Below are 17,954 nucleotides of genomic sequence, written 5' to 3' on the forward strand. Positions count from 1 at the left end.
TCAGTTCTGCGGGATCTTCGCCGGCTCGGGCGGCGGCGTCGCGCCCAGCGCCTTGGCGGTGTTGCCAGCCGCCTCGTTGGCCTTCTGCTTGGCGTCCAGCCCGGCCTCGATCTTCTTGTAGTCCTCGACCGGCTTGCGCGGCGCCGCCCGGGTCACGCTCGACCCGATCGGAACATATTCGAGATCGGTCGGGCGAGCCTCCCGGACAAAGGCCTTCGATTGCTGCGGGGTAGTTGCCAGACCCGCAGCCTCGGCGACCCCCTTGAAGCCTTCGTCGCTGCCGCAGCCGGCGAGCGCCGTGCCGACCACGACCAACGCCGCCGGCATCAGGAGCAGCTTTTTCGCGGAGATTTCAGTCGGCATCGGGTCATCCAGCGGTTGTCGATTTTGTTTGGTAAAGCATAGCGGCTGCGTCCTTAATAGGACCAAAATGGAGCGCCATGCGCTATCCTATAACGACTGGGGGAAAGGGCGAGACATGAGCGGGAAAAGCGACAGGCCGAAGGACACCGCCGGCCCGGCCGAGGCCGCCGCTCCCGATTTCGACCAGTTCGCGCAGAATATGGGGCGGCTCGTCGAGGAATACGGCAAGATCACCGCCGCCTACCTCAAACCGATCGAGCGCGGCGAGGCCAAGACCGGCCAGGCCGACGAGGCCAGCGACATGGTCAAGACGCTCGGCCGCGTCGCCGAGCGCTGGGTCAACGATCCCTCCAAGATCATCGAGGCGCAGGCGTCCCTCACCAGCGACTTCATGAACCTGTGGAGCACGGCGCTGAAGCGTGCGAGCGGGGAGGAGGTCGCGCCCGTCGCCGAGCCGGACAAGCGCGACGGCCGCTTCAAGGACCCCGACTGGAACCACCCGACCTTCGACTTCATCAAGCAGGCCTATCTGATCGGCTCGCGCTGGGCCGAGACCATGGTCGACAAGGCCGACGATCTCGACCCGCATACGCGCGAGAAGGCCCGTTTCTACATCAAGCAGATCGCAGGCGCCCTCTCGCCGACCAATTTCGTCGCCACCAATCCCGAACTGCTGCGCGAGACGATGCAGCAGAACGGCGAGAACCTCGTGCGCGGCATGAAGATGTACGCTGAGGACGTCGAGGCCGGCGGCGGCGAACTCAAGATCCGCCAGTCCGATGGCGGCTCCTTCGAGGTCGGCGTCAATATCGCGACGACGCCGGGCAAGGTGATCTTTCGCAACGAGATCATCGAGCTGATCCAGTATGCACCCTCGACCCCGCAGGTGCTGAAGCGGCCGCTATTGATCGTGCCGCCCTGGATCAACAAGTTCTACATCCTCGACCTCAATCCGGAGAAGAGCTTCATCCGCTGGTGCGTGGCGCAGGGGCTGACCGTCTTCTGCATCTCCTGGGTCAATCCGGATGCGCGACATGCCGCGAAGGATTTCGAGAGCTATATGCGCGAGGGCATCTTCGCCGCGCTCGACACGATCGAGGAAGCGACCGGGGAAAAGAAGGTCTCGGCGATCGGCTACTGCGTCGGCGGCACGCTGCTGGGCGTGACGCTGGCCTATATGGCAGCGGTACGCGACAAGCGCATCGAGAGCGCGACCTTCTTCACGACGCAGGTCGATTTCTCGCAGGCCGGCGAGCTCTCGGTCTTCGTCGACGAGGAGCAGATCCGCGCCATTGAGGAGCAGATGGCCAAGACCGGCTATCTCGACGGCGCGCGCATGTCGGGCGCCTTCAACATGCTGCGGCCGAACGACCTGATCTGGTCCTATGCCGTCAACAACTACCTGAAGGGCAAGGCGCCGACGCCCTTTGACCTGCTCTACTGGAATTCGGATTCGACGCGGATGCCAGCGGCGAACCACTCTTTCTATCTGCGCAACTGCTATCTCGACAACAAGCTGTCCAAGGGCGGGATGCGGATCGGCGGCAAGGCGCTCGACCTCAAGCAGGTGACGATCCCGATTTACAATCTCGCGGCGCGCGAGGACCACATCGCGCCGGCCCAGTCGGTCTTCAACGGCTCGCAATGCTTCGGCGGGCCGGTCGAACATGTCGTCGCCGGATCGGGTCATATCGCCGGCGTCGTCAACTCACCGGCGAAGGTGAAGTACCAGTACTGGACCGGCGGCCCGGTGGAGGGCCGCTATGCCGACTGGCTGGCCAAGGCGGACGAGCATCCGGGGTCCTGGTGGCCGCATTGGTTCAGCTGGCTTGAAGCCCAGGCGCCGAAGAAGGTCCCGGCCCGCGAACCCGGCGGCGGCAAGCTCAAGGCGCTCGCCGACGCGCCCGGCACCTATGTGAAGGTGAAGGCGTAGGCTTTCGTCGCCGTCATGACCGCCCTGGTGGGGACCATCCCCGCCTTCGCGCCGAGGCGGCTCGATGAGCCCTCTCCGTGAGCATTTCCCGCTCTTCGCCACGCCAGACATGGACGCTCGGCACAAGGTCGATGACGACGGCCGGATGTCGATGGTGGCGGCGGCTATTCCACGCCTCTTCGAAGTCAGGGAATGACGCATGACATGGTCGATCGTTGCGCGGGACACCCAGACCGGCGCGTTTGGCGTGCTATGCGCGTCGCGGGCGCTGGCGGTTGGGGCCGTCGTTCCCTATGGAGCCGGCCGAACCGGAGTGATTGCGACCCAGGCCTTCGCCAATCCGTTCTTCGGCGTCGATGGCCTGAGGATGCTGCAGGAAGGCTACTCCGCGCAGGAGATCGTCTCGGCCTTGGCGGCGCTCGATGAAGGCCGCGATCACAGGCAGGTGCATCTGATCGATCGCGCCGGCCGCGCGGCTGCCCATACCGGCCCGGCATGCATCGAATGGAGCGGCAGCGTCGGCGGCCCCGATGTCTCCGTCGCAGGAAACATGCTGGCAGGTCCGGAGGTCGTCGAAGAAACCCTCAAGGCGTATCTCGCGGCGGCAACCCTTGATTTCGACGAGCGCCTCATCGTCGCCATGGAAGCCGGCGAACGCGTCGGAGGCGACAAGCGAGGGCGGCAGTCCTGTGCGATCCGCATCTGGACGGAGGCGCCATTTCCGAGCTTCGATCTGCGCATCGACGATCATGCCGAACCGCTGAACGAGCTGCGACGGCTTTGGCGGCTGGCCCATCAGGGCTATGTGCCGTTTCAAACGGCCCTGCCGTCCCGGTCCAACCCGGCAGGCTTCACAAATCGCGATGCCGTCTATCGCATGTGCTCGGACTATGCCGAGGCGTGGAATGCCCGGCATCCCGAGTAGGCCCCGCCTCGCTCCCGTCCAGGCTGCACACGCCGCAGACCGACCCTAGTCGCACTAACAAAAAAGCCGGCCCGAAGGCCGGCTCTTGTCGCGGGAACGGTCCCGCTCAGTATTTGCGGACCACCGGCTGCACCGGGACGGTCTGCTTCGGATCGTCCCAGCGATAGGTGATGCCGACCGAGGCGATATGAACATAGGGCTTGGCTTCGGCGGCGTAGTAGACCGGCACGGCCGGGTTCCACTGCGGATGCCCCGGATTGTAGTTCACCGACGCCTTCTTCACGTCGATATAGGTGTAGCCGAGATCCAGCTTGATCCGATCGGTGATCTGATAGCTCGCACCGGCGCTGAGCCAGAGACGATCATTATCGGAGATATAGATGGTGCGGTTGCGGTCGTTGACCGCGGACATCTCGTATCCGATGCCGGCGCGCAGCGTCAGGTCCTTGCTGTACTTGTACTCGACGCCGCCGCTGAAGAACCAGGCGTCGTCATACTGGAAATTCAGGCTGGTCTGCGGACGACCGTTGAGCTCGTTGACGATCGGGATGTTGCGGAAGCGGCTCCAGTTCGTCCACTCGACCCCGGCATGGACCTGCCACTGGTCGTTGATGACCTGCGAAACGCCGACGACGACCGAGTCGGGCAGGTTCAGGTTGGCCTTGACCGGGAAGCGAGCGAGGATCGGCGTCGGCGTGGCCAGCGACCCTTCGAGCGTCTGGCGGATCGCAGAACGATAGGCCACGCCGATATTGGTTCCCTCGAACGGGGTCAGCGTCACGCCGAGGCGATAGCCGAAATCGATCGTGTCGCCTTCGAGAATGACCGGGGAGGCCGCGGGCCCGAGGCCACCGGCCTGCTTGAGCTTGGCGCTCAGGTACTGGACCTGCAGAGCGGCGCCGACCGAGAGCCAGTCGTTGACCTTGTAGCCGACGGTCGGCGAGACGTTGATGGTCGTGACCTTGGCCGAACGCCCGTAAACCTGGGCGGCGTGAACCTGGTTTTCAGGCTTGGAACGCAGGCCATAGGGTGCACCCGTGGTCATGCCGACCCAGAGCCGATCGGTGAGCTGCCAGGCGCTGGCCGAGGCAGGGATCATCGCGCCGTCGCCACCGAGATTGCCGGTGCCGAACTGGATCGGGTTCAGCGGCGCCGGCGCGGCCGGACCGCCGATCCGCGAGGGCCTCGTCGGCTCATAGTCGCCATTGGCGTTGAGATAGGTGTAGTTCCAGTTGCTGGTGCGGCCGGGGAACATGGTGATGGTCGCGGGGTTCCAGGCCATCGCGCTCATGCCGATGCCGCCCGAGGCCGAGCCAGCATAGGCCATGCCGAGACCTTCGGCGCCCTGGCCGCTGCGGATGGCGAAGGAACTCGCCGAGGCGGCTCCGGCCGCGAGGAGAGCAGCGAGCGAAACCGAGGCGGCAGCGGCTGTACGAACAAGGCCCTTCATCGAATCCATCCCGGTTCCAAGGTTTTTCGAGGCCAGATACCTCGCTTGATTCGAAGCATGACCTGAGCCGTTTGCGGCCGCAATCCTGCTTCTCGTGCCACGGATTCGCCTTACGAGCTGCCCATTTGGACCCGTGATCTTCCAAAACTCTCCAAAAATGACCTTTTCTGAACAAGCTTCAGCGGGATCGTTCAGAAAGGTATAGTTTATATGAGAACTATTGCCGGTTTTGAGTGTCTTCGGCCGCCCTTCCCCCCGGCTGCTCCCTTCGTCGGAAACTTCGCTTTGAAAAGAGTCGTGGCATTCCGGCAACAACCCACCCGCCTGCGCGCCGCGGATACGCTATGCGCGGTGACGGGCTTGTGTTTCGGGCCGGCATCCGATCAGAATCCCCGACCCATTTAGATCGTTTGAAACGGGGGAAACACCTTGAAACTGCTCCGCTACGGCGCACCCGGCCAGGAGAAACCGGCCCTTCTCGATGCCAAGGGCGGGTTGCGCGACCTGTCCGGCGTCATTCCAGACCTCGCCGGCAAGGCGCTGACCGCGGCCTCGCTCGCCAAGATCAAGGCGCTCTCGCCGGAATCGCTGCCCCTGGTCTCAGGCTCGCCGCGCATCGGCGCCTGCGTCGCGGATGTCCGCAACTTCATCGCCGTCGGCCTGAACTTCGCCGACCACGCGGCGGAGACCGGCGCCGAGATCCCGAAGGAACCGATCCTGTTCAACAAGGCCCCGAACTGCATCGTCGGGCCCAATGACGACGTGATCATCCCGAAGGGCTCGCAGAAAACCGACTGGGAAGTCGAACTCGCCATCGTGATCGGCGATGGCGGCTCCTATATCGAGGAGAAGGACGCGCTTGCCGCGATCGCCGGCTTCTGCGTCTGCAACGACGTCTCGGAGCGCGCCTTCCAGCAGGAGCGCGGCGGCCAGTGGGCCAAGGGCAAGGGCTGCCCGACCTTCGGCCCGCTCGGTCCGTGGCTCGTCACCACCGACGAGGTCAAGGACATCCAGAATCTCGGCATGTGGCTCGAGGTCGATGGCGAGCGCGTGCAGAACGGCTCGACCAAGACGATGATCTTCGGCGCGGCCTATCTGGTCCACTATATCAGCCAGTTCATGCGCCTCGATCCGGGTGACGTCATCACCACCGGCACGCCTCCCGGCGTCGGCCTCGGCTTCAAGCCGCCGCGCTTCCTCAAGGGCGGCGAGGTCGTCACCCTCGGCATCGAGGGGCTCGGCGAGCAGAAGCAGAACTTCGTGCCCTACAAGGGCTGATCCAGGAGGGGCGCTACGGCGCCCCTTTTCATGTCAGCGGGAAGCCTCGGCATGCGGGCAGCGCGAAAAGGCACTGCCGAAGCTGCTTGACCCGGCTTCGGCAGTGCAAGCTGTGCCCGCCTCCAGGCCCTGCGGCCTTGTCGAGCCCCACCACCATGGCTGCACAGAACCGATTTTCCACCCCCAAATGGGGGCTTTTTTGCTTTCTAGACGGAATATCCGGCGGAAAAATCGGCTTACTCCGGCCGATCCACCGACTTTCCCGATGGTAGCGAACGGATTTCCCGATCTGCTCGCAACGACCTCAGCGCGGCCCGGCCGCGCTCTTCAGCAGGCCGACGAGATCGGCCTGCCGGCGCGTGCCGGTCTTGGCGAGGATGCGTTTCAGCGTCGTGCGCGCCGTGGCCTCGGTCACGCCGAGACGCACGGCCGCAGCCCGCGGCGGGTGTCCGGCGGCTATGGCCGCTGCCAGCCGCGCCTCGGCCGGAGTCAGATCGAACAAGCCGGCGATCAGGCCGGCATCAGGCCCCGCCCCCGCTGCAACCGGCGTGGCGACGATGATGGCCCCCGCAAAGGAGAAGATGTCGCGCGCGCGGCCCCGCACGGGCGCGACATGCACGACCATCGGATTCGTACCGCGCCAGGCCGGAATCGGCAGGGAACGGACGGGCTGGGGCAGGTCCGCGCGCGAGAAGCCCGCGATCACCGTCGCGAGCATGTCGTCGGCCGGGCCGTAGGCGAGGGAAAGGCGCGCCGCGCGATCGAGAAACACCCCTGGAATCAGGTCCTGGAACAGGGCGTTGGCATCGAGCACATGGCCACGCAGACCGAGAACCGCCGCCGGAAGCCCCATAAGCTCGAGAGCCTGCGAAGCGGCGCGCGCACGCTCCATCGCCAGCCGGCGCCCAAGCAGCCCGGCCCGGGCGAAATGCGGGCGCAAGCGATCCAGCGCGGCGATGGCCTGCCCATCGACGGTGCCTTCGGCAAAGGTCCGCTCGCAATGGACGATCGTGGTGTCGCCGGTCGGAGCCGCAATCACCGTCGCGACCCCGGAGCCGTATCCGGCCGGGATCAGGAAGTCCTGATAGACCGGCTCGCGCGCGAGCTCGTCGCGGCTGAAAACATCCTCGTCGGTGATAAAGCCGTGGCGTCCATGCGCGAGCAGGCGCTGCGCCCGCTCGTTGACCCCAAACGGGATGCGGCGCAGGACTTCCTCGTAGTCGTCACCGAATTCGGGCGACGAGGCGAGCAGACGCACGTCGTCATGCAGAACCGTTCCGAGCAGCGCCTCGCGGCAGCTGGCGATCCGGGCCGTGTCGCGGAGCACGGCGGGCCAACTCTCAGGCACGATCGCGGCTTCGTAGATGCCGTCGATCAACGCATTCTCGAACTCGCTGCCTGCCACGTCCATCCCTCTCGCGGGACCAACAATCTAACGCTCCGCGCGCAAATGTCTCCTTCAAATGATGGAGATCAGATGCATTTTTAGGTGAAAGCCACAGGCTGCGGCTCAGCCCTCCGGCAGGCCGAGCATCAGGCGGATGTTCTGCACCGCCGCACCCGACGCGCCCTTGCCGAGATTGTCGAGCCGCGCGACCAGCACCGCCTGGCCGAGATCGTCCTGCCCGAACACCGTGAGCTCCAGCTTGTTGGTGTCGTTCAGCGCTTCCGGCTCGATCTTGCCACCCTTCCCGTCCTGCGGGACGACGCTGACATAGGTCGAGCCGGCATAGCGCTCGGCCAGGGCGTGGTGGAGATCGGCGATGCCGGGCCGTCCGGGAAGCGCATCGAGGTGCAGCGGCACCGAGACCAGCATGCCCTGCCGGAAATTGCCGACGGAAGGCACGAAGATCGGCCGCCGGGTCAGGCGGGCATAGGCCTGCAATTCAGGCAGGTGCTTGTGGCGCAGGCCGAGGCCGTAAAGCTCGAAGGCCGGAGCGACGCCGGTCTCGAAATCCTCGATCATCGACTTGCCGCCGCCGGAATAGCCGGAGACGGCATTGACCGTGACCGGATGGTCCTGCGCCATCAGCCCGGCATCGACGAGCGGGCGCAAGAGCGCGATGGCGCCGGTCGGATAGCAGCCGGGATTGGCAACGCGGTCGGCTTTGGCGATCTTCCCGGCATGGCCGGGCTCGAGCTCGGCGAAGCCGTAGACCCAGCCCGGAGCGACGCGATGTGCGGTCGCGGCATCGACGATCTTGGGCGCATCGGAGCCAAGCTGATCAGCCAGCGCGACCGATTCCTTCGCAGCCTCGTCGGGCAGGCAGAGCACGACGAGATCGACGCTCGCCATCATGTCCTTGCGCGCGGCAGGGTCCTTGCGCTTGTCGGGGTCGATGCTCTTGACCGCGACCTCCGGCACCGCGGCCAGACGTTCGCGGATGCCGAGCCCGGTGGTGCCGGCTTCGCCGTCGATGAAGATGGTTTTCAGGTTCTGGCTCATCGGGATCCCCGGTGGCTGGGCAGACACAGCAATGGATGGGCTTCGGGCATAAAAAAACCGCGCCTCGGGCGCGGTCGCGGGCATTCGGGCTTCAGCCGAACGTCATCGCGGGCGCGCCGGGGCGGCCTGACAGGGGCGACGTCGGGTGAAGCTCGTCATCATGGCCTCGTATATGTTCGCGCTTGAGCGAGCTGTCAATCGGAGCTTGCGCTCCGGTCCCGTCACTGCGAGCACAGCGAAGCAATGACGATGGACTTGTCGGGCACGAAAGTTGAAGCGCGGGAATCGCTTCGCGGTCTTTCCTCGCAAAGCGATTCAATGCTTTCGCGGATCGTTTCGACATGCCGGTGGCTTCGTCCGTGGACGTCTCGAACGGTCAGCGGCGCGCGGTCAGCCAGACATAGAGGCACCAGGGCAGGATAAGGGCGAGCGCGGTCAGGACGAGCCGCAGCATCGTCCAGGCATTGGGGTTGTTGAGCGCCCGGCCATCGAGGTCCGACACGCCGTGGATCAGCCCGAGCGCCACCGCCGGAGCGAGGAAGACGAGTAGTGCCCGGCCGATGCGCTGCGCGCGCGGGAGTTCCTCACGCGCCAGCATGAGCAGGGCCGGCACCGCGATCATGCCGAAGGCGATCAGGACAAGAAGGACGCGCATGGGCATTTGCTACATCAGAGGCGCGGATTGCGCGAGGCCTGCCGCCGAAGCTAGCGCCCGCCAGCGACCTTGAGAATGATGCCGGTCGTGTAGCTCGATGCCTCCGAGAGCAGGAACAGCACCGCCTCGGCGATCTCTTCGGCGGTCGCAGCGCGCTTCAGCGGAATCAGCGGCGCGATCCGGGCGACGCGACCAGCCTCGCCGGTGGACAGCGCATGGATCTCCGTCTCGGTGATGCCGGGTGCCACCGCGTTCACGCGGACACCGTGCGGCGCGAGCTCCTTGGCGAGGCCGATGGTCAGGGAATCCACGGCTCCCTTCGAGGCGGCGTACCAGACATATTCGGCGAGCCCAGCTCGGCCGCAACGGAGGAGATGTTCACGATCGCCCTGCCCTGCACGCCTTCGTTCGCCATCAGCGCGCGGGCCGCCTCCCGCGCGACAAGGATCGCCCCGGTGACGTTGACGTCGATGCATTCGCGGATGAGGGCGGTATCGGCGTCGACGAGCGGCCCCGACTTGCCGGTGATGCCGGCATTGTTGACGACATGGGTCAGCGGGCCCAGCGCCGCCTTCGCCTCGGCAAAGATGCGGATGATGTCGGTGACATCAGCCATGTCGCCCTGCAGCGCCACAGCCTTCGCGCCTGCCGCCTCGCAGGCCGCGACGACTTCGGCCGCGGCCTTGGCGTTGCTCTGGTAGTTCACCGCGACGTCGTAGCCGCGCCCGGCAGCCATGATGCAGATCGCGGCGCCGATGCCGCGGCTGCCGCCGGTGACGAGAAGAACGGGGCGGCTCATGGCAGGCTCCTGCTGATTGGGCGCGACAGGGACAGCCAATACGAAAAGGGCGGCTCTTGCGAGCCGCCCTTCCGCATACCGGATGATCGGGAAACGATCAGCGCTTCGAGAACTGGAAGCTGCGGCGGGCCTTGGCCTTGCCGAACTTCTTACGCTCGACGACACGCGAGTCGCGGGTCAGGAAGCCTTCCTTCTTGAGCGGGCCGCGAAGCTCCGGCTCGTAGAAGGTCAGCGCCTTGGAGATGCCGTGGCGCACCGCGCCGGCCTGGCCGGAGAGGCCGCCGCCCTTGACCGAGACGACGACGTCGTACTGGGTCACGCGGTCGACGAGCTGCAGCGGCTGCTTGAGCACGAGGCGCAGCACCGGGCGGGCGAAGTAGACCTCCTGGTCGCGGCCGTTGACGGTGACCTTGCCCGAGCCGGGCTTGATCCAGACGCGAGCGATGGCGTTCTTGCGCTTGCCGGTGGCATAGGCGCGGCCCTGCGCATCGACCTTCTTGACGTGGACGGGAGCGGCGGGCTGCTCGGGCTTGGCGACTTCGCCGAGCTGGGAGAGAGACTGAAGAACCTCGGCCATCGTCAGACCCTCTTGTTCTTGCTGTTGAGCGCGGCGACGTCGAGCGCCTCCGGCGACTGAGCAGCATGCGGATGCTCCGCGCCCTTGTAGACGCGCAGGTTGCCAAGGATCTGGCGGAAGAGCGGCCCGCGCGGCAGCATGCGCTCGACGGCCTTCTCGAGGATACGCTCAGGGAAGCGGCCTTCCAGGATGAACTTGGCCGAACGCTCCTTGATGCCACCCGGGAAGCCCGTGTGGTGATAGTAGTTCTTCTGCTCGCGCTTGCGGCCGGTCAGGGAGACCTTCTCGGCGTTGATCACGATGACATTGTCGCCGCAGTCGACATGGGGGGTGTACGCCGCCTTGTGCTTGCCGCGCAGACGCATCGCCACAACGGAGGCGAGACGGCCGACGACGAGCCCGGAGGCGTCGATCACAACCCACTTCTTTTCGACATCGGCGGGCTTGAGCGAGACGGTCTTCATCGCGGCACCCTTCGGTTGCGTTAAAAAAGGACAAGCCGCCGGAGAGCCCGGCGGCGGTGTGGCGTCGGGATAGGGGCAAGGAAGCCGGCTGTCAAGCATTCACGAAAACGCAAAACCCGAAAAATGCAATTTTCTCATAGCGATGAACGAAATGGTATCAGGATACCGCTTTCATCTCCAACGCCGCACCATTCCCTGCCCCATCACGCGCTCGCCCGGCAAATTGGAACACAGGATGTGCTTGAGGCATCGCCAAACCAATGCCGTGGCCCGCCCTTGACTTAGAGTGCACTCAAAGATGTAGCTAGGTCTGCGTCACGACGAACAAGGCGAACCATGAAGATCGGGGACCTCGCGAGGCGCACCGGGCTGTCGGCGCATACGATCCGCTATTACGAGCGAATCAAGCTGCTGCCTTATGCCTCTCGCGCCTCGTCCCAACACCGCGAATACGACGCCTCCATTCTGTCCTGGATCGACTTCATCGGCCGTCTGAAGACGGCCGGAATGCCGATCCGCGACATGCTGCGATATGCACGCCTGCGCGAACGCGGCCCTGCAACGGAGGAAGACCGCCGCCTTCTGCTGATGGAGCATCGAGCCAAGGTCCAGGCTCATGTCGCCGAGCTTCAGGCCTGCCTTGCCGTCCTCGACACCAAGATCGCCGGCTATGCCGGCCTGGACACGGTGGAGACGAACCATGACGCAACAACAGAACGACACGAACGAGCGGTTCGAGAGAGGCTGGCAGGCCCTGGCGGCCATTGACGGCGAAGCCGGAACCAGGGTGATCGACCAGCTTGCCGATATCGCGCCCGACTTTGCACGCTACATCGTCGAATTTCCCTTCGGCGACATCTACACGCGCTCGGGCCTCGATCTCAGACAGCGGGAGATCGCGACGATTGCGGCCCTGGCCGCGCTCGGCAATGCGACATCGCAACTGAAGGTGCATATCGAGGCTGGGTTGAATGTCGGGCTCAGCCGCGACGAGATCGTGGAAGTGCTGATCCAGATGGCCGTCTATGCCGGTTTTCCCGCCGCCCTCAACGGGCTCTTCGCCGCAAAGGAGGTCTTTGCGGCGCGGGCTCTCCAGCAAGCGGCCTGAGGCGGCACAAGAGCGGCAAGCAGTTACCGCGCGACTGGGATCGAATAGGTCCCGGTCGCGTGGCAGACCAGCTCGGTCTCCCCTTGCGAATAGAGGCAGACCTCGCCGACCGCGAGCCGCTTGCCGAGCTTGAGCAGCTTGGCTTCGCCGATCAGCGCCGTCTGGCCGGGCTTGCGCAGGAAGTTGAAATTGAGGCTCGTCGTCACCGCAAGGCCGACCGGCCCGATCTGGGCGAGGATCGCCGCATAGAGCGCGAGATCGGCCAGTGCCATCATGGTCGGGCCCGAGATCGTGCCGCCCGGGCGCAGATGCTTCTCATGATAGTCGCAGCGCATCCGGGCCGTCATCAGCCCGACCGCCTCGATGAAATAGGTGCGCCCGCCATAATGAAGCTGCGGGAAGACCTCGTCGAGATAGGCATCGATCTCGGAGGCGCTCATGCGGGTCGTCATGCGGAAAACCGAAGGCTGAGGCGGGACTTCTCCCCTTGCAGCATGGCGGGCCGGCTCCGACAATAGGCGGAAATGCGGAAAGGAAGCGCCATGAACGCCCATCATCAGCCGGAGGCCGCGCCCGTCCTGCTGCGCCAGGACGCCGGCGGCATCGCGACGCTGACGCTGAACCGCCCGCAAGCGCGCAACCCGCTGAGCGAGGCGATGCTGGCGGCGCTGAGCGAGACCTTTGCCGCCATCGCCACCGATCGATCGGTCAAGGTCGTGATCCTCACGGCGGCCGGACCAGTATTCAGCGCCGGGCACGATCTCAAGGAGATGACCGCCCATCGCGCCGATGCCGATCGGGGGCGAAGCTACTTCACTGACATTCTCGGGCGCTGCTCGGCCATGATGCAGCAGATCACCGCCCTGCCCCAGCCGGTGATCGCAGCCGTCGAGGGCACGGCGACGGCCGCAGGTTGCCAGCTCGTCGCGAGTTGCGACCTCGCGGTGGCAGGCGAAGGCGCCCGCTTCTGCACGCCGGGCGTCCATATCGGGTTGTTCTGTTCGACGCCGATGGTCGCGCTCTCGCGCAACCTCTCGGCCAAGCATGCGCTGGAAATGCTGCTGCTGGGCGAGATTGTGCCGGCGGACGAAGCGGCCCGGATGGGGCTGGTCAATCGCGTCGTGCCGGCCGGCGACGCACTGGCGGAGGCGCGGCGGCTTGCTGCGATCATCGCCTCGAAGTCACCGGCGACCGTCAAGATCGGCAAGCGCGCCTTCTACGAGCAGAGCGAGATGGGGCTGAAGGCGGCCTATGATCACGCCTCAGCCGTGATGGTCGAGAACATGCTGGCGCGCGACGCCGAGGAGGGCATCGGCGCTTTCGTCGAAAAGCGCGCGCCGGTGTGGGAGGGGTGAAGGCCGTCGTGCCCGGGCTTGACCCGGGCATCTCGTAAACCAGAAACCCCTATCGAAGAGATTCTCGGGTCTGCGCTTCGCTCCGCCCGAGAATGACGCAGAGTGTCCCCCATGACCCACGACGCCTATCCCGACAGCCTGATCCGCGACATCCTGAAATCCGTGAAGCGGGTCGCGCTGGTCGGCGCCTCCGCCAACGAGGCGCGGCCAAGCTGGATCGTGACGAAATACCTGCTCGACCGCGGCTATGACGTGATCCCGGTCAATCCCGGCCTCGCTGGCCAGACGATCCTCGGCAAGACGGTCTATGCCGCGCTGAAGGACATCCCCGGCCCGATCGACATGGTCGAGATCTTCCGCAACTCGCAAGCCGCCGGACCGATCACCGACGAGGCGCTGGCGCTCGATCCGCTGCCCAAGGTGATCTGGATGCAGCTTTCGGTGCGCAACGACGAGGCCGCGGCCCGGGCCGAGGCGAAGGGCGTCACCGTGATCATGAACCGTTGTCCCAAGATCGAATACGGCCGTCTTTCCGGCGAGATCGGCTGGCAGGGCATCAATTCGCGCATCCTGTCGTCGAAGAAGCCGGTGCTCGCCGGCAAGGGCTTCCAGAAGCTGACGATCCACCGGCCGGGCACCTGACCCCGCCGCCTGCTCCGAATTGACGCCTCGCGAGCCGTTCGTTAAATCGAACGATCCGTTTTCGACGTCAGACCATAGGGAGCAGCCATGACCGACCGCGCACCGGGGTTCCACACACTCGCCATCCATGCCGGAGCGGCTCCCGACGCAGCGACCGGCGCACGCGCCACGCCGATCTATCAGACGACCTCCTTCGTCTTCGACGATGTCGACCATGCCGCCTCGCTGTTCGGCCTGCAGGCCTTCGGCAATATCTACACCCGCCTCGGCAACCCGACGAACGCGGTGCTGGAAGAGCGCGTCGCGGCGCTGGAGGGCGGCACGGCCGCGCTCGCCGTCGCCTCGGGCCATGCGGCCGAGTTCCTGTGCTTCCACGCGCTGCTGCAGCCGGGCGACGAATTCGTGGCGTCGCGCAAGCTCTATGGCGGCTCGATCAACCAGTTCAACCATTCCTACAAGAACTTCGGCTGGAACGTGATCTGGGCCGATCCTGACGATCTCGAAGGCTTCGCCGCCGCCGTGACGCCGAAGACCAAGGCGATCTTCATCGAATCCATCGCCAATCCCGGCGGTGTCATCGTCGATATCGCAGCAATCAGCGCGATCGCGAAGAAGCACAACATCCCACTCATCGTCGACAACACGATGGCCTCGCCCTACCTGCTGCGCCCGTTCGAGCACGGCGCCGACATCGTCGTGCATTCGGCGACCAAGTTCCTCGGCGGCCATGGCAACTCGATCGGCGGCCTGATCGTCGACGGCGGCTCGTTCAACTGGGTCGGCGACGACCGCTACCCGATGCTCTCCAAGCCGCGGCCGGAATATAACGGCATGGTGCTGGGCGAGACCTTCGGCAATTTCGCCTTCGCCATCGCGACCCGCGTGCTCGGGCTGCGCGATCTCGGCCCCGCGCTCTCGCCCTTCAACGCCTTCATGCTGCTGACCGGCATCGAGACCTTGCCGCTGCGCATGCAACGCCATTGCGAGAGCACACAGAAGGTCGCCGAGCACCTCCAGAAGCATCCGGCGGTAGAGTGGGTCAGCTATCCCGGCCTGGCCGGCGATAAATACGAGGCATTGGCCAAGCGCTATACGCCGAAGGGCGCCGGCGCGGTCTTCACCTTCGGCCTCAAGGGCGGCTACGACGCCGGCGTCAAGCTGGTCTCGAACCTCAAGCTGTTCTCGCATCTCGCCAATATCGGCGACACGCGCTCGCTGGTGATCCACCCGGCCTCGACGACGCATCGCCAGCTCACCGACGAGCAGAAGACCGCGTCCGGCGCGGGGCCGCAGGTGGTGCGCCTCTCGATCGGGCTCGAGGATGTCGAGGATCTGATTGCGGATCTGGATCAGGCGCTGGCCTAAGCGAGTGCGTCATTCTCGGGCTTGACCCGAGAATCTCATGACAAAGGAGGCGTCGGCAACGGCGCCTTTTTCTTTGGGAGATGCTCGGGTCAAGCCCGAGCATGACGCTCTTTAACCCCGCGACGCCTGCTCGGTGCGGGTGAGGTGGACCACGCCCATCGCCAGCACGGCGAAGCCGAGCGCCTGATGGGCGAGCCCGGCCCAGAGCGGCACCACCAGCAACAGCGTGACGACGCCGAGCGCCGATTGCGCCAGCACGAGCCCAGCGATGGCAGTCGAACGCTTGGCGCTGCCCGATCCTGGCGCCGCCCGGCGCAATCTCAGCACATTCCACGACGCGACGGCGAAAAGGATGTAGGCGCCGATGCGGTGGTTGAACTGCACCAGCGCGACATTGTCGACGAAGTTCTCCCAGAACGGCGTCCGGGCGAAGAGCTGTGAGCCGGGCGGCACCAGCGCGCCATCCATCAGCGGCCAGGTGTTGAAGGTGAAGCCCGCCTTGGAGCCGGCGACGAGCCCGCCGAGCGCGATCTGCACGAAGATCAGGAGCAGCAGGAGCCATGCGGTTCCCCTGCCTCGCGCCGGCTCGATCCGGCGCAGCGGCGTCAATGTCGTCGCGAAGGCGACGACCGAGGCGAAGAACAGGCCGGCGAAAGTCAGATGCAGCGTCAGCTTGACCGGTGCGACCGCGACCATGCCGGGCTGGAGACCCGACGCGACCATGATCCAGCCGATCGTGCCCTGCAGGCCGAGCAGCAGACCCATGCCGAACAGCGTCGCGATCTGCCGGGCCGGCAGAGCGCGGCGCAAGGCGACGACGAGGAAGCCGGCGAGATAGATCAGCCCGATGAAGCGGCCGAGCTGGCGGTGGCCCCATTCCCACCAGTAGATGAACTGGAACTGGCCGAGGCTCATGCCCTCGTTGAGGAGCTGGTATTGCGGGCTCGCGCGGTACTTGCCGAATTCCTCGGCCCAGGCATCGGCGGAAAGCGGCGGCATCGCCCCGGTGATCGGCTTCCATTCGGTGATCGAGAGGCCGGAGCCGGTGAGCCGCGTCGCGCCGCCGACCACGACCATCAGGAAGACGAGGCCGGCCACGATCCAGAGCCAGCGGCGGATGCCGGCATGATCGGCCTTCGCTTCGGCGCGTGTCTGATCGAGGGCGAGGGTCACGGGCGGGCTTTCGGTCGCAGGCAGGGATCTTTGGGCGCGCATCGCTTCACAAGCGCGGCTGCCGGTGACATAGACCCGTCGCTCCGGCGCGACAACGCCCGCATTGCCGCAGCAGCCAGGTCTGCCCCGTGGAGAGCCCGATGAAACAACGCAACCGCAAGCTGCTCGGGACCGTGCTGATCCTCGTCTTCGTCTGCGTCTATGCGCTCGTCGCGATGGCGCTGGCGCAGGGGCGGATCACCGAGGCGTCGAAGCCGGTGCAGACCATCGCCTATATCGTGCTCGGCCTCGCCTGGGTGCTGCCGCTGCTGCCGCTGATCAAGTGGATGGAGAGGAAAGACGAGGCTTGATCGTTATCAGGCGACGTCCAGTTTCCGCCCCCTACTCCGTAACCAGAACGGCAGCCCCGACAGCAGCGCCCGCAGCGCTGCATCGTTCTGGTGAAGGCCGTTGAGCGAGACCCGCGGCAGGGCATGGAGATGGGCGGCATGCTCGGGGAGGAGATGACCCGGCCGCGTGGTCACCGCGCTCTCGAAGCCCGCCTCCGCGACAAGCGCGAAATCGCGCGGCCCGGCCGAGCCGGGATCGCCGACCGGATAGGCGAAATGGCGGATCGGGATGCCCAGTTCCGCCTCTAACCGCTCCTTGCTCCCCACGATCTCGCGGCGCGCGACATCCGCGTCGTGCTTCGCCAGCATCGGATGCGTCAGGGTATGGGCGCCGATGGTCACGCCCGGTGCGCCGGACAAGGCCCGCAGCGTCTCCCAGGGCAGGCACTCGCGCTCGACGAGAGCGACCGAATCGATGCCGGCTTCGGCCGCAAGATCGGAAATCACTGAGAGCAGAATCGCTTCCGGGCCACGGCGCAGACGCCAGTAGAGTTTCGCAAAGGCGCGGTTCTTCTCGGCATCGGTCTCTGTCCGGGCGGTGAAACGGCCATCCGGCAAGGCGAGATCGAGCCGTCGCAAGGCCCGGATCGCCTCCTCCAGCTCCAGCCACCAGAGCCGCGCCGTGCGGTCGGCAAAACCCGGTGTCACGAACAGCGTCCAGGGCGCCTCGTGCCTGGCCAGAACTGGCCAGGCCTCCTCGACATTGTCGCGATAGCCGTCATCGAAGGTCAGCGCGACGAAGAAGCGGCCGGGCTTCGGATTGCGCAGGCGCGCCAGCGCCTCCTGCAACGAGACGATGTCGTAGCCCTCGGCCCGGATCAGGCGAAGCGCTCGGTCGAGGAAATCCGGGGTGATATCAAGCAGGGCGTTCGGCGCGAAGCCACGCGTCTGCGCCGCCCGGACATGATGCAGGGTCAGGATCACGCCCTGCCCTTGCGCGACGCCGCGGCTCCAGCGATCGGCGCCCGTCGCCGCCATCATCCGGAATGCGGCCGCGATGGCCCTGTGACGCCCGTTCATCGCCGCCAACTT

The 17,954-nt window shown here is 65.7% G+C and carries 20 protein-coding genes and 1 pseudogene; 10 read left to right on the forward strand and 11 right to left on the reverse strand.

From position 1 onward, the window contains the following. A complete protein-coding gene (locus ASE61_RS01470; RefSeq protein ID WP_061963944.1) occupies positions 1–363 on the reverse strand; it encodes a hypothetical protein in 363 nt (120 codons plus the stop codon). Between the two features lie 115 nt (positions 364–478). Between ASE61_RS01470 and phaC the strand changes: the two genes are divergently transcribed. The 3 genes from phaC (at position 479) to ASE61_RS01480 (ending at position 3,221) form a co-directional block, all read left to right on the forward strand. Next, the gene (gene phaC / locus ASE61_RS01475) at positions 479–2,296 is read left to right on the forward strand and encodes a class I poly(R)-hydroxyalkanoic acid synthase (protein ID WP_061963946.1); all 1,818 of its coding nucleotides are present in this window, start codon (positions 479–481) and stop codon (positions 2,294–2,296) included. 64 nt (positions 2,297–2,360) lie between these two features. Then, entirely contained in the window at positions 2,361–2,492 is a 132-nt protein-coding gene (locus ASE61_RS27365) for a hypothetical protein (RefSeq protein WP_274532842.1), read from the forward strand. Positions 2,493–2,495: 3 nt separating this feature from the next. After that, positions 2,496–3,221 (forward strand): DUF1028 domain-containing protein, encoded by a 726-nt coding sequence (locus ASE61_RS01480; protein ID WP_061963947.1) that lies wholly within the window; start codon positions 2,496–2,498, stop codon positions 3,219–3,221. Positions 3,222–3,327: 106 nt separating this feature from the next. Here ASE61_RS01480 and ASE61_RS01485 read toward each other — a convergent pair whose 3' ends face one another. Then, on the reverse strand, positions 3,328–4,671 hold the full coding sequence (locus tag ASE61_RS01485; RefSeq protein WP_162260049.1) for an OmpP1/FadL family transporter: 1,344 nt from the start codon (positions 4,669–4,671) through the stop codon (positions 3,328–3,330). Positions 4,672–5,100: 429 nt separating this feature from the next. On the opposite strand from ASE61_RS01485, the gene ASE61_RS01490 reads away from it, so the two are divergent. After that, on the forward strand, positions 5,101–5,949 hold the full coding sequence (locus ASE61_RS01490; protein ID WP_061963951.1) for a fumarylacetoacetate hydrolase family protein: 849 nt from the start codon (positions 5,101–5,103) through the stop codon (positions 5,947–5,949). Between the two features lie 304 nt (positions 5,950–6,253). On the opposite strand, the gene ASE61_RS01495 is transcribed toward ASE61_RS01490, so the two are convergent. The 6 genes and pseudogenes from ASE61_RS01495 to rplM all read right to left on the reverse strand — a co-directional run bounded on the left by ASE61_RS01495 (position 6,254) and on the right by rplM (position 10,890). Next, on the reverse strand, positions 6,254–7,354 hold the full coding sequence (locus ASE61_RS01495) for a helix-turn-helix transcriptional regulator (protein WP_156406949.1): 1,101 nt from the start codon (positions 7,352–7,354) through the stop codon (positions 6,254–6,256). A 105-nt stretch (positions 7,355–7,459) separates the two neighbouring features. Then, a complete protein-coding gene (gene argC / locus ASE61_RS01500; protein WP_061963955.1) occupies positions 7,460–8,395 on the reverse strand; it encodes an N-acetyl-gamma-glutamyl-phosphate reductase in 936 nt (311 codons plus the stop codon). Between the two features lie 376 nt (positions 8,396–8,771). After that, positions 8,772–9,050 (reverse strand): hypothetical protein, encoded by a 279-nt coding sequence (locus ASE61_RS01505; RefSeq protein ID WP_061963957.1) that lies wholly within the window; start codon positions 9,048–9,050, stop codon positions 8,772–8,774. A 50-nt stretch (positions 9,051–9,100) separates the two neighbouring features. After that, positions 9,101–9,849, reverse strand: a pseudogene (locus tag ASE61_RS01510) (SDR family oxidoreductase). Between the two features lie 97 nt (positions 9,850–9,946). Then, complete coding sequence (gene rpsI, locus ASE61_RS01515) at positions 9,947–10,426, reverse strand: 30S ribosomal protein S9 (protein WP_061963959.1); 480 nt, start codon at positions 10,424–10,426, stop codon at positions 9,947–9,949. A gap of 2 nt (positions 10,427–10,428) precedes the next feature. Then, a complete protein-coding gene (rplM, locus tag ASE61_RS01520; protein WP_061963961.1) occupies positions 10,429–10,890 on the reverse strand; it encodes a 50S ribosomal protein L13 in 462 nt (153 codons plus the stop codon). A 336-nt stretch (positions 10,891–11,226) separates the two neighbouring features. On the opposite strand from rplM, the gene ASE61_RS01525 reads away from it, so the two are divergent. Both ASE61_RS01525 and ASE61_RS01530 read left to right on the forward strand, forming a co-directional pair. Next, positions 11,227–11,658, forward strand: a complete 432-nt coding sequence (locus tag ASE61_RS01525; RefSeq protein WP_061963963.1) for a MerR family transcriptional regulator — start codon at positions 11,227–11,229, stop codon at positions 11,656–11,658. Then, positions 11,561–11,998, forward strand: coding sequence for a carboxymuconolactone decarboxylase family protein (locus tag ASE61_RS01530; RefSeq protein WP_244492688.1), 438 nt, complete (start codon positions 11,561–11,563; stop codon positions 11,996–11,998). Before ASE61_RS01525 ends, ASE61_RS01530 begins: the two co-directional genes overlap by 98 nt. Positions 11,999–12,021: 23 nt before the next feature. Here ASE61_RS01530 and ASE61_RS01535 read toward each other — a convergent pair whose 3' ends face one another. Further along, a complete protein-coding gene (locus ASE61_RS01535) occupies positions 12,022–12,450 on the reverse strand; it encodes a PaaI family thioesterase (protein WP_061963967.1) in 429 nt (142 codons plus the stop codon). Between the two features lie 90 nt (positions 12,451–12,540). Between ASE61_RS01535 and ASE61_RS01540 the strand changes: the two genes are divergently transcribed. From ASE61_RS01540 to ASE61_RS01550, 3 genes are all read left to right on the forward strand, one after another. Next, entirely contained in the window at positions 12,541–13,353 is an 813-nt protein-coding gene (locus ASE61_RS01540; protein ID WP_061963969.1) for an enoyl-CoA hydratase, read from the forward strand. 111 nt (positions 13,354–13,464) lie between these two features. Further along, entirely contained in the window at positions 13,465–13,995 is a 531-nt protein-coding gene (locus ASE61_RS01545) for a CoA-binding protein (protein ID WP_061963971.1), read from the forward strand. A gap of 87 nt (positions 13,996–14,082) precedes the next feature. After that, positions 14,083–15,360: an O-acetylhomoserine aminocarboxypropyltransferase gene (locus ASE61_RS01550; RefSeq protein WP_061963973.1), complete on the forward strand. Its 1,278-nt coding sequence runs from the start codon at positions 14,083–14,085 to the stop codon at positions 15,358–15,360. 111 nt (positions 15,361–15,471) lie between these two features. Here the strand turns inward: ASE61_RS01550 and ASE61_RS01555 are convergent, their stop codons facing one another. After that, positions 15,472–16,557 (reverse strand): COX15/CtaA family protein, encoded by a 1,086-nt coding sequence (locus ASE61_RS01555; RefSeq protein ID WP_413813523.1) that lies wholly within the window; start codon positions 16,555–16,557, stop codon positions 15,472–15,474. A gap of 116 nt (positions 16,558–16,673) precedes the next feature. On the opposite strand from ASE61_RS01555, the gene ASE61_RS01560 reads away from it, so the two are divergent. After that, complete coding sequence (locus tag ASE61_RS01560; RefSeq protein WP_061963975.1) at positions 16,674–16,883, forward strand: DUF2842 domain-containing protein; 210 nt, start codon at positions 16,674–16,676, stop codon at positions 16,881–16,883. 6 nt (positions 16,884–16,889) lie between these two features. Here ASE61_RS01560 and ASE61_RS01565 read toward each other — a convergent pair whose 3' ends face one another. Then, the gene (locus ASE61_RS01565) at positions 16,890–17,951 is read right to left on the reverse strand and encodes a polysaccharide deacetylase family protein (RefSeq protein ID WP_413813515.1); all 1,062 of its coding nucleotides are present in this window, start codon (positions 17,949–17,951) and stop codon (positions 16,890–16,892) included. Between the last annotated feature and the right edge of the window lie 3 nt (positions 17,952–17,954).

It is taken from the genome of Allobosea sp. Root670 (assembly GCF_001429415.1).
Lineage (GTDB): Bacteria > Pseudomonadota > Alphaproteobacteria > Rhizobiales > Beijerinckiaceae > Allobosea > Allobosea robiniae.

Bases quoted from the DNA above. Each gene is read 5' to 3' on its own strand.
- ASE61_RS01505 (WP_061963957.1), bottom strand. From the start codon at position 9,050: ATGCGCGTCCTTCTTGTCCTGATCGCCTTCGGCATGATCGCGGTGCCG.
- ASE61_RS01560 (WP_061963975.1), top strand. From the start codon at position 16,674: ATGAAACAACGCAACCGCAAGCTGCTCGGGACCGTGCTGATCCTCGTC.
- ASE61_RS01480 (WP_061963947.1), top strand. From the start codon at position 2,496: ATGACATGGTCGATCGTTGCGCGGGACACCCAGACCGGCGCGTTTGGC.
- argC (WP_061963955.1), bottom strand. From the start codon at position 8,395: ATGAGCCAGAACCTGAAAACCATCTTCATCGACGGCGAAGCCGGCACC.
- ASE61_RS01540 (WP_061963969.1), top strand. From the start codon at position 12,541: ATGAACGCCCATCATCAGCCGGAGGCCGCGCCCGTCCTGCTGCGCCAG.
- ASE61_RS01535 (WP_061963967.1), bottom strand. From the start codon at position 12,450: ATGACGACCCGCATGAGCGCCTCCGAGATCGATGCCTATCTCGACGAG.
- rplM (WP_061963961.1), bottom strand. From the start codon at position 10,890: ATGAAGACCGTCTCGCTCAAGCCCGCCGATGTCGAAAAGAAGTGGGTT.
- ASE61_RS01470 (WP_061963944.1), bottom strand. From the start codon at position 363: ATGCCGACTGAAATCTCCGCGAAAAAGCTGCTCCTGATGCCGGCGGCG.
- ASE61_RS01485 (WP_162260049.1), bottom strand. From the start codon at position 4,671: ATGAAGGGCCTTGTTCGTACAGCCGCTGCCGCCTCGGTTTCGCTCGCT.
- phaC (WP_061963946.1), top strand. From the start codon at position 479: ATGAGCGGGAAAAGCGACAGGCCGAAGGACACCGCCGGCCCGGCCGAG.
- ASE61_RS27365 (WP_274532842.1), top strand. From the start codon at position 2,361: ATGAGCCCTCTCCGTGAGCATTTCCCGCTCTTCGCCACGCCAGACATG.
- ASE61_RS01525 (WP_061963963.1), top strand. From the start codon at position 11,227: ATGAAGATCGGGGACCTCGCGAGGCGCACCGGGCTGTCGGCGCATACG.
- ASE61_RS01545 (WP_061963971.1), top strand. From the start codon at position 13,465: ATGACCCACGACGCCTATCCCGACAGCCTGATCCGCGACATCCTGAAA.
- ASE61_RS01530 (WP_244492688.1), top strand. From the start codon at position 11,561: ATGCCGGCCTGGACACGGTGGAGACGAACCATGACGCAACAACAGAAC.
- rpsI (WP_061963959.1), bottom strand. From the start codon at position 10,426: ATGGCCGAGGTTCTTCAGTCTCTCTCCCAGCTCGGCGAAGTCGCCAAG.
- ASE61_RS01550 (WP_061963973.1), top strand. From the start codon at position 14,083: ATGACCGACCGCGCACCGGGGTTCCACACACTCGCCATCCATGCCGGA.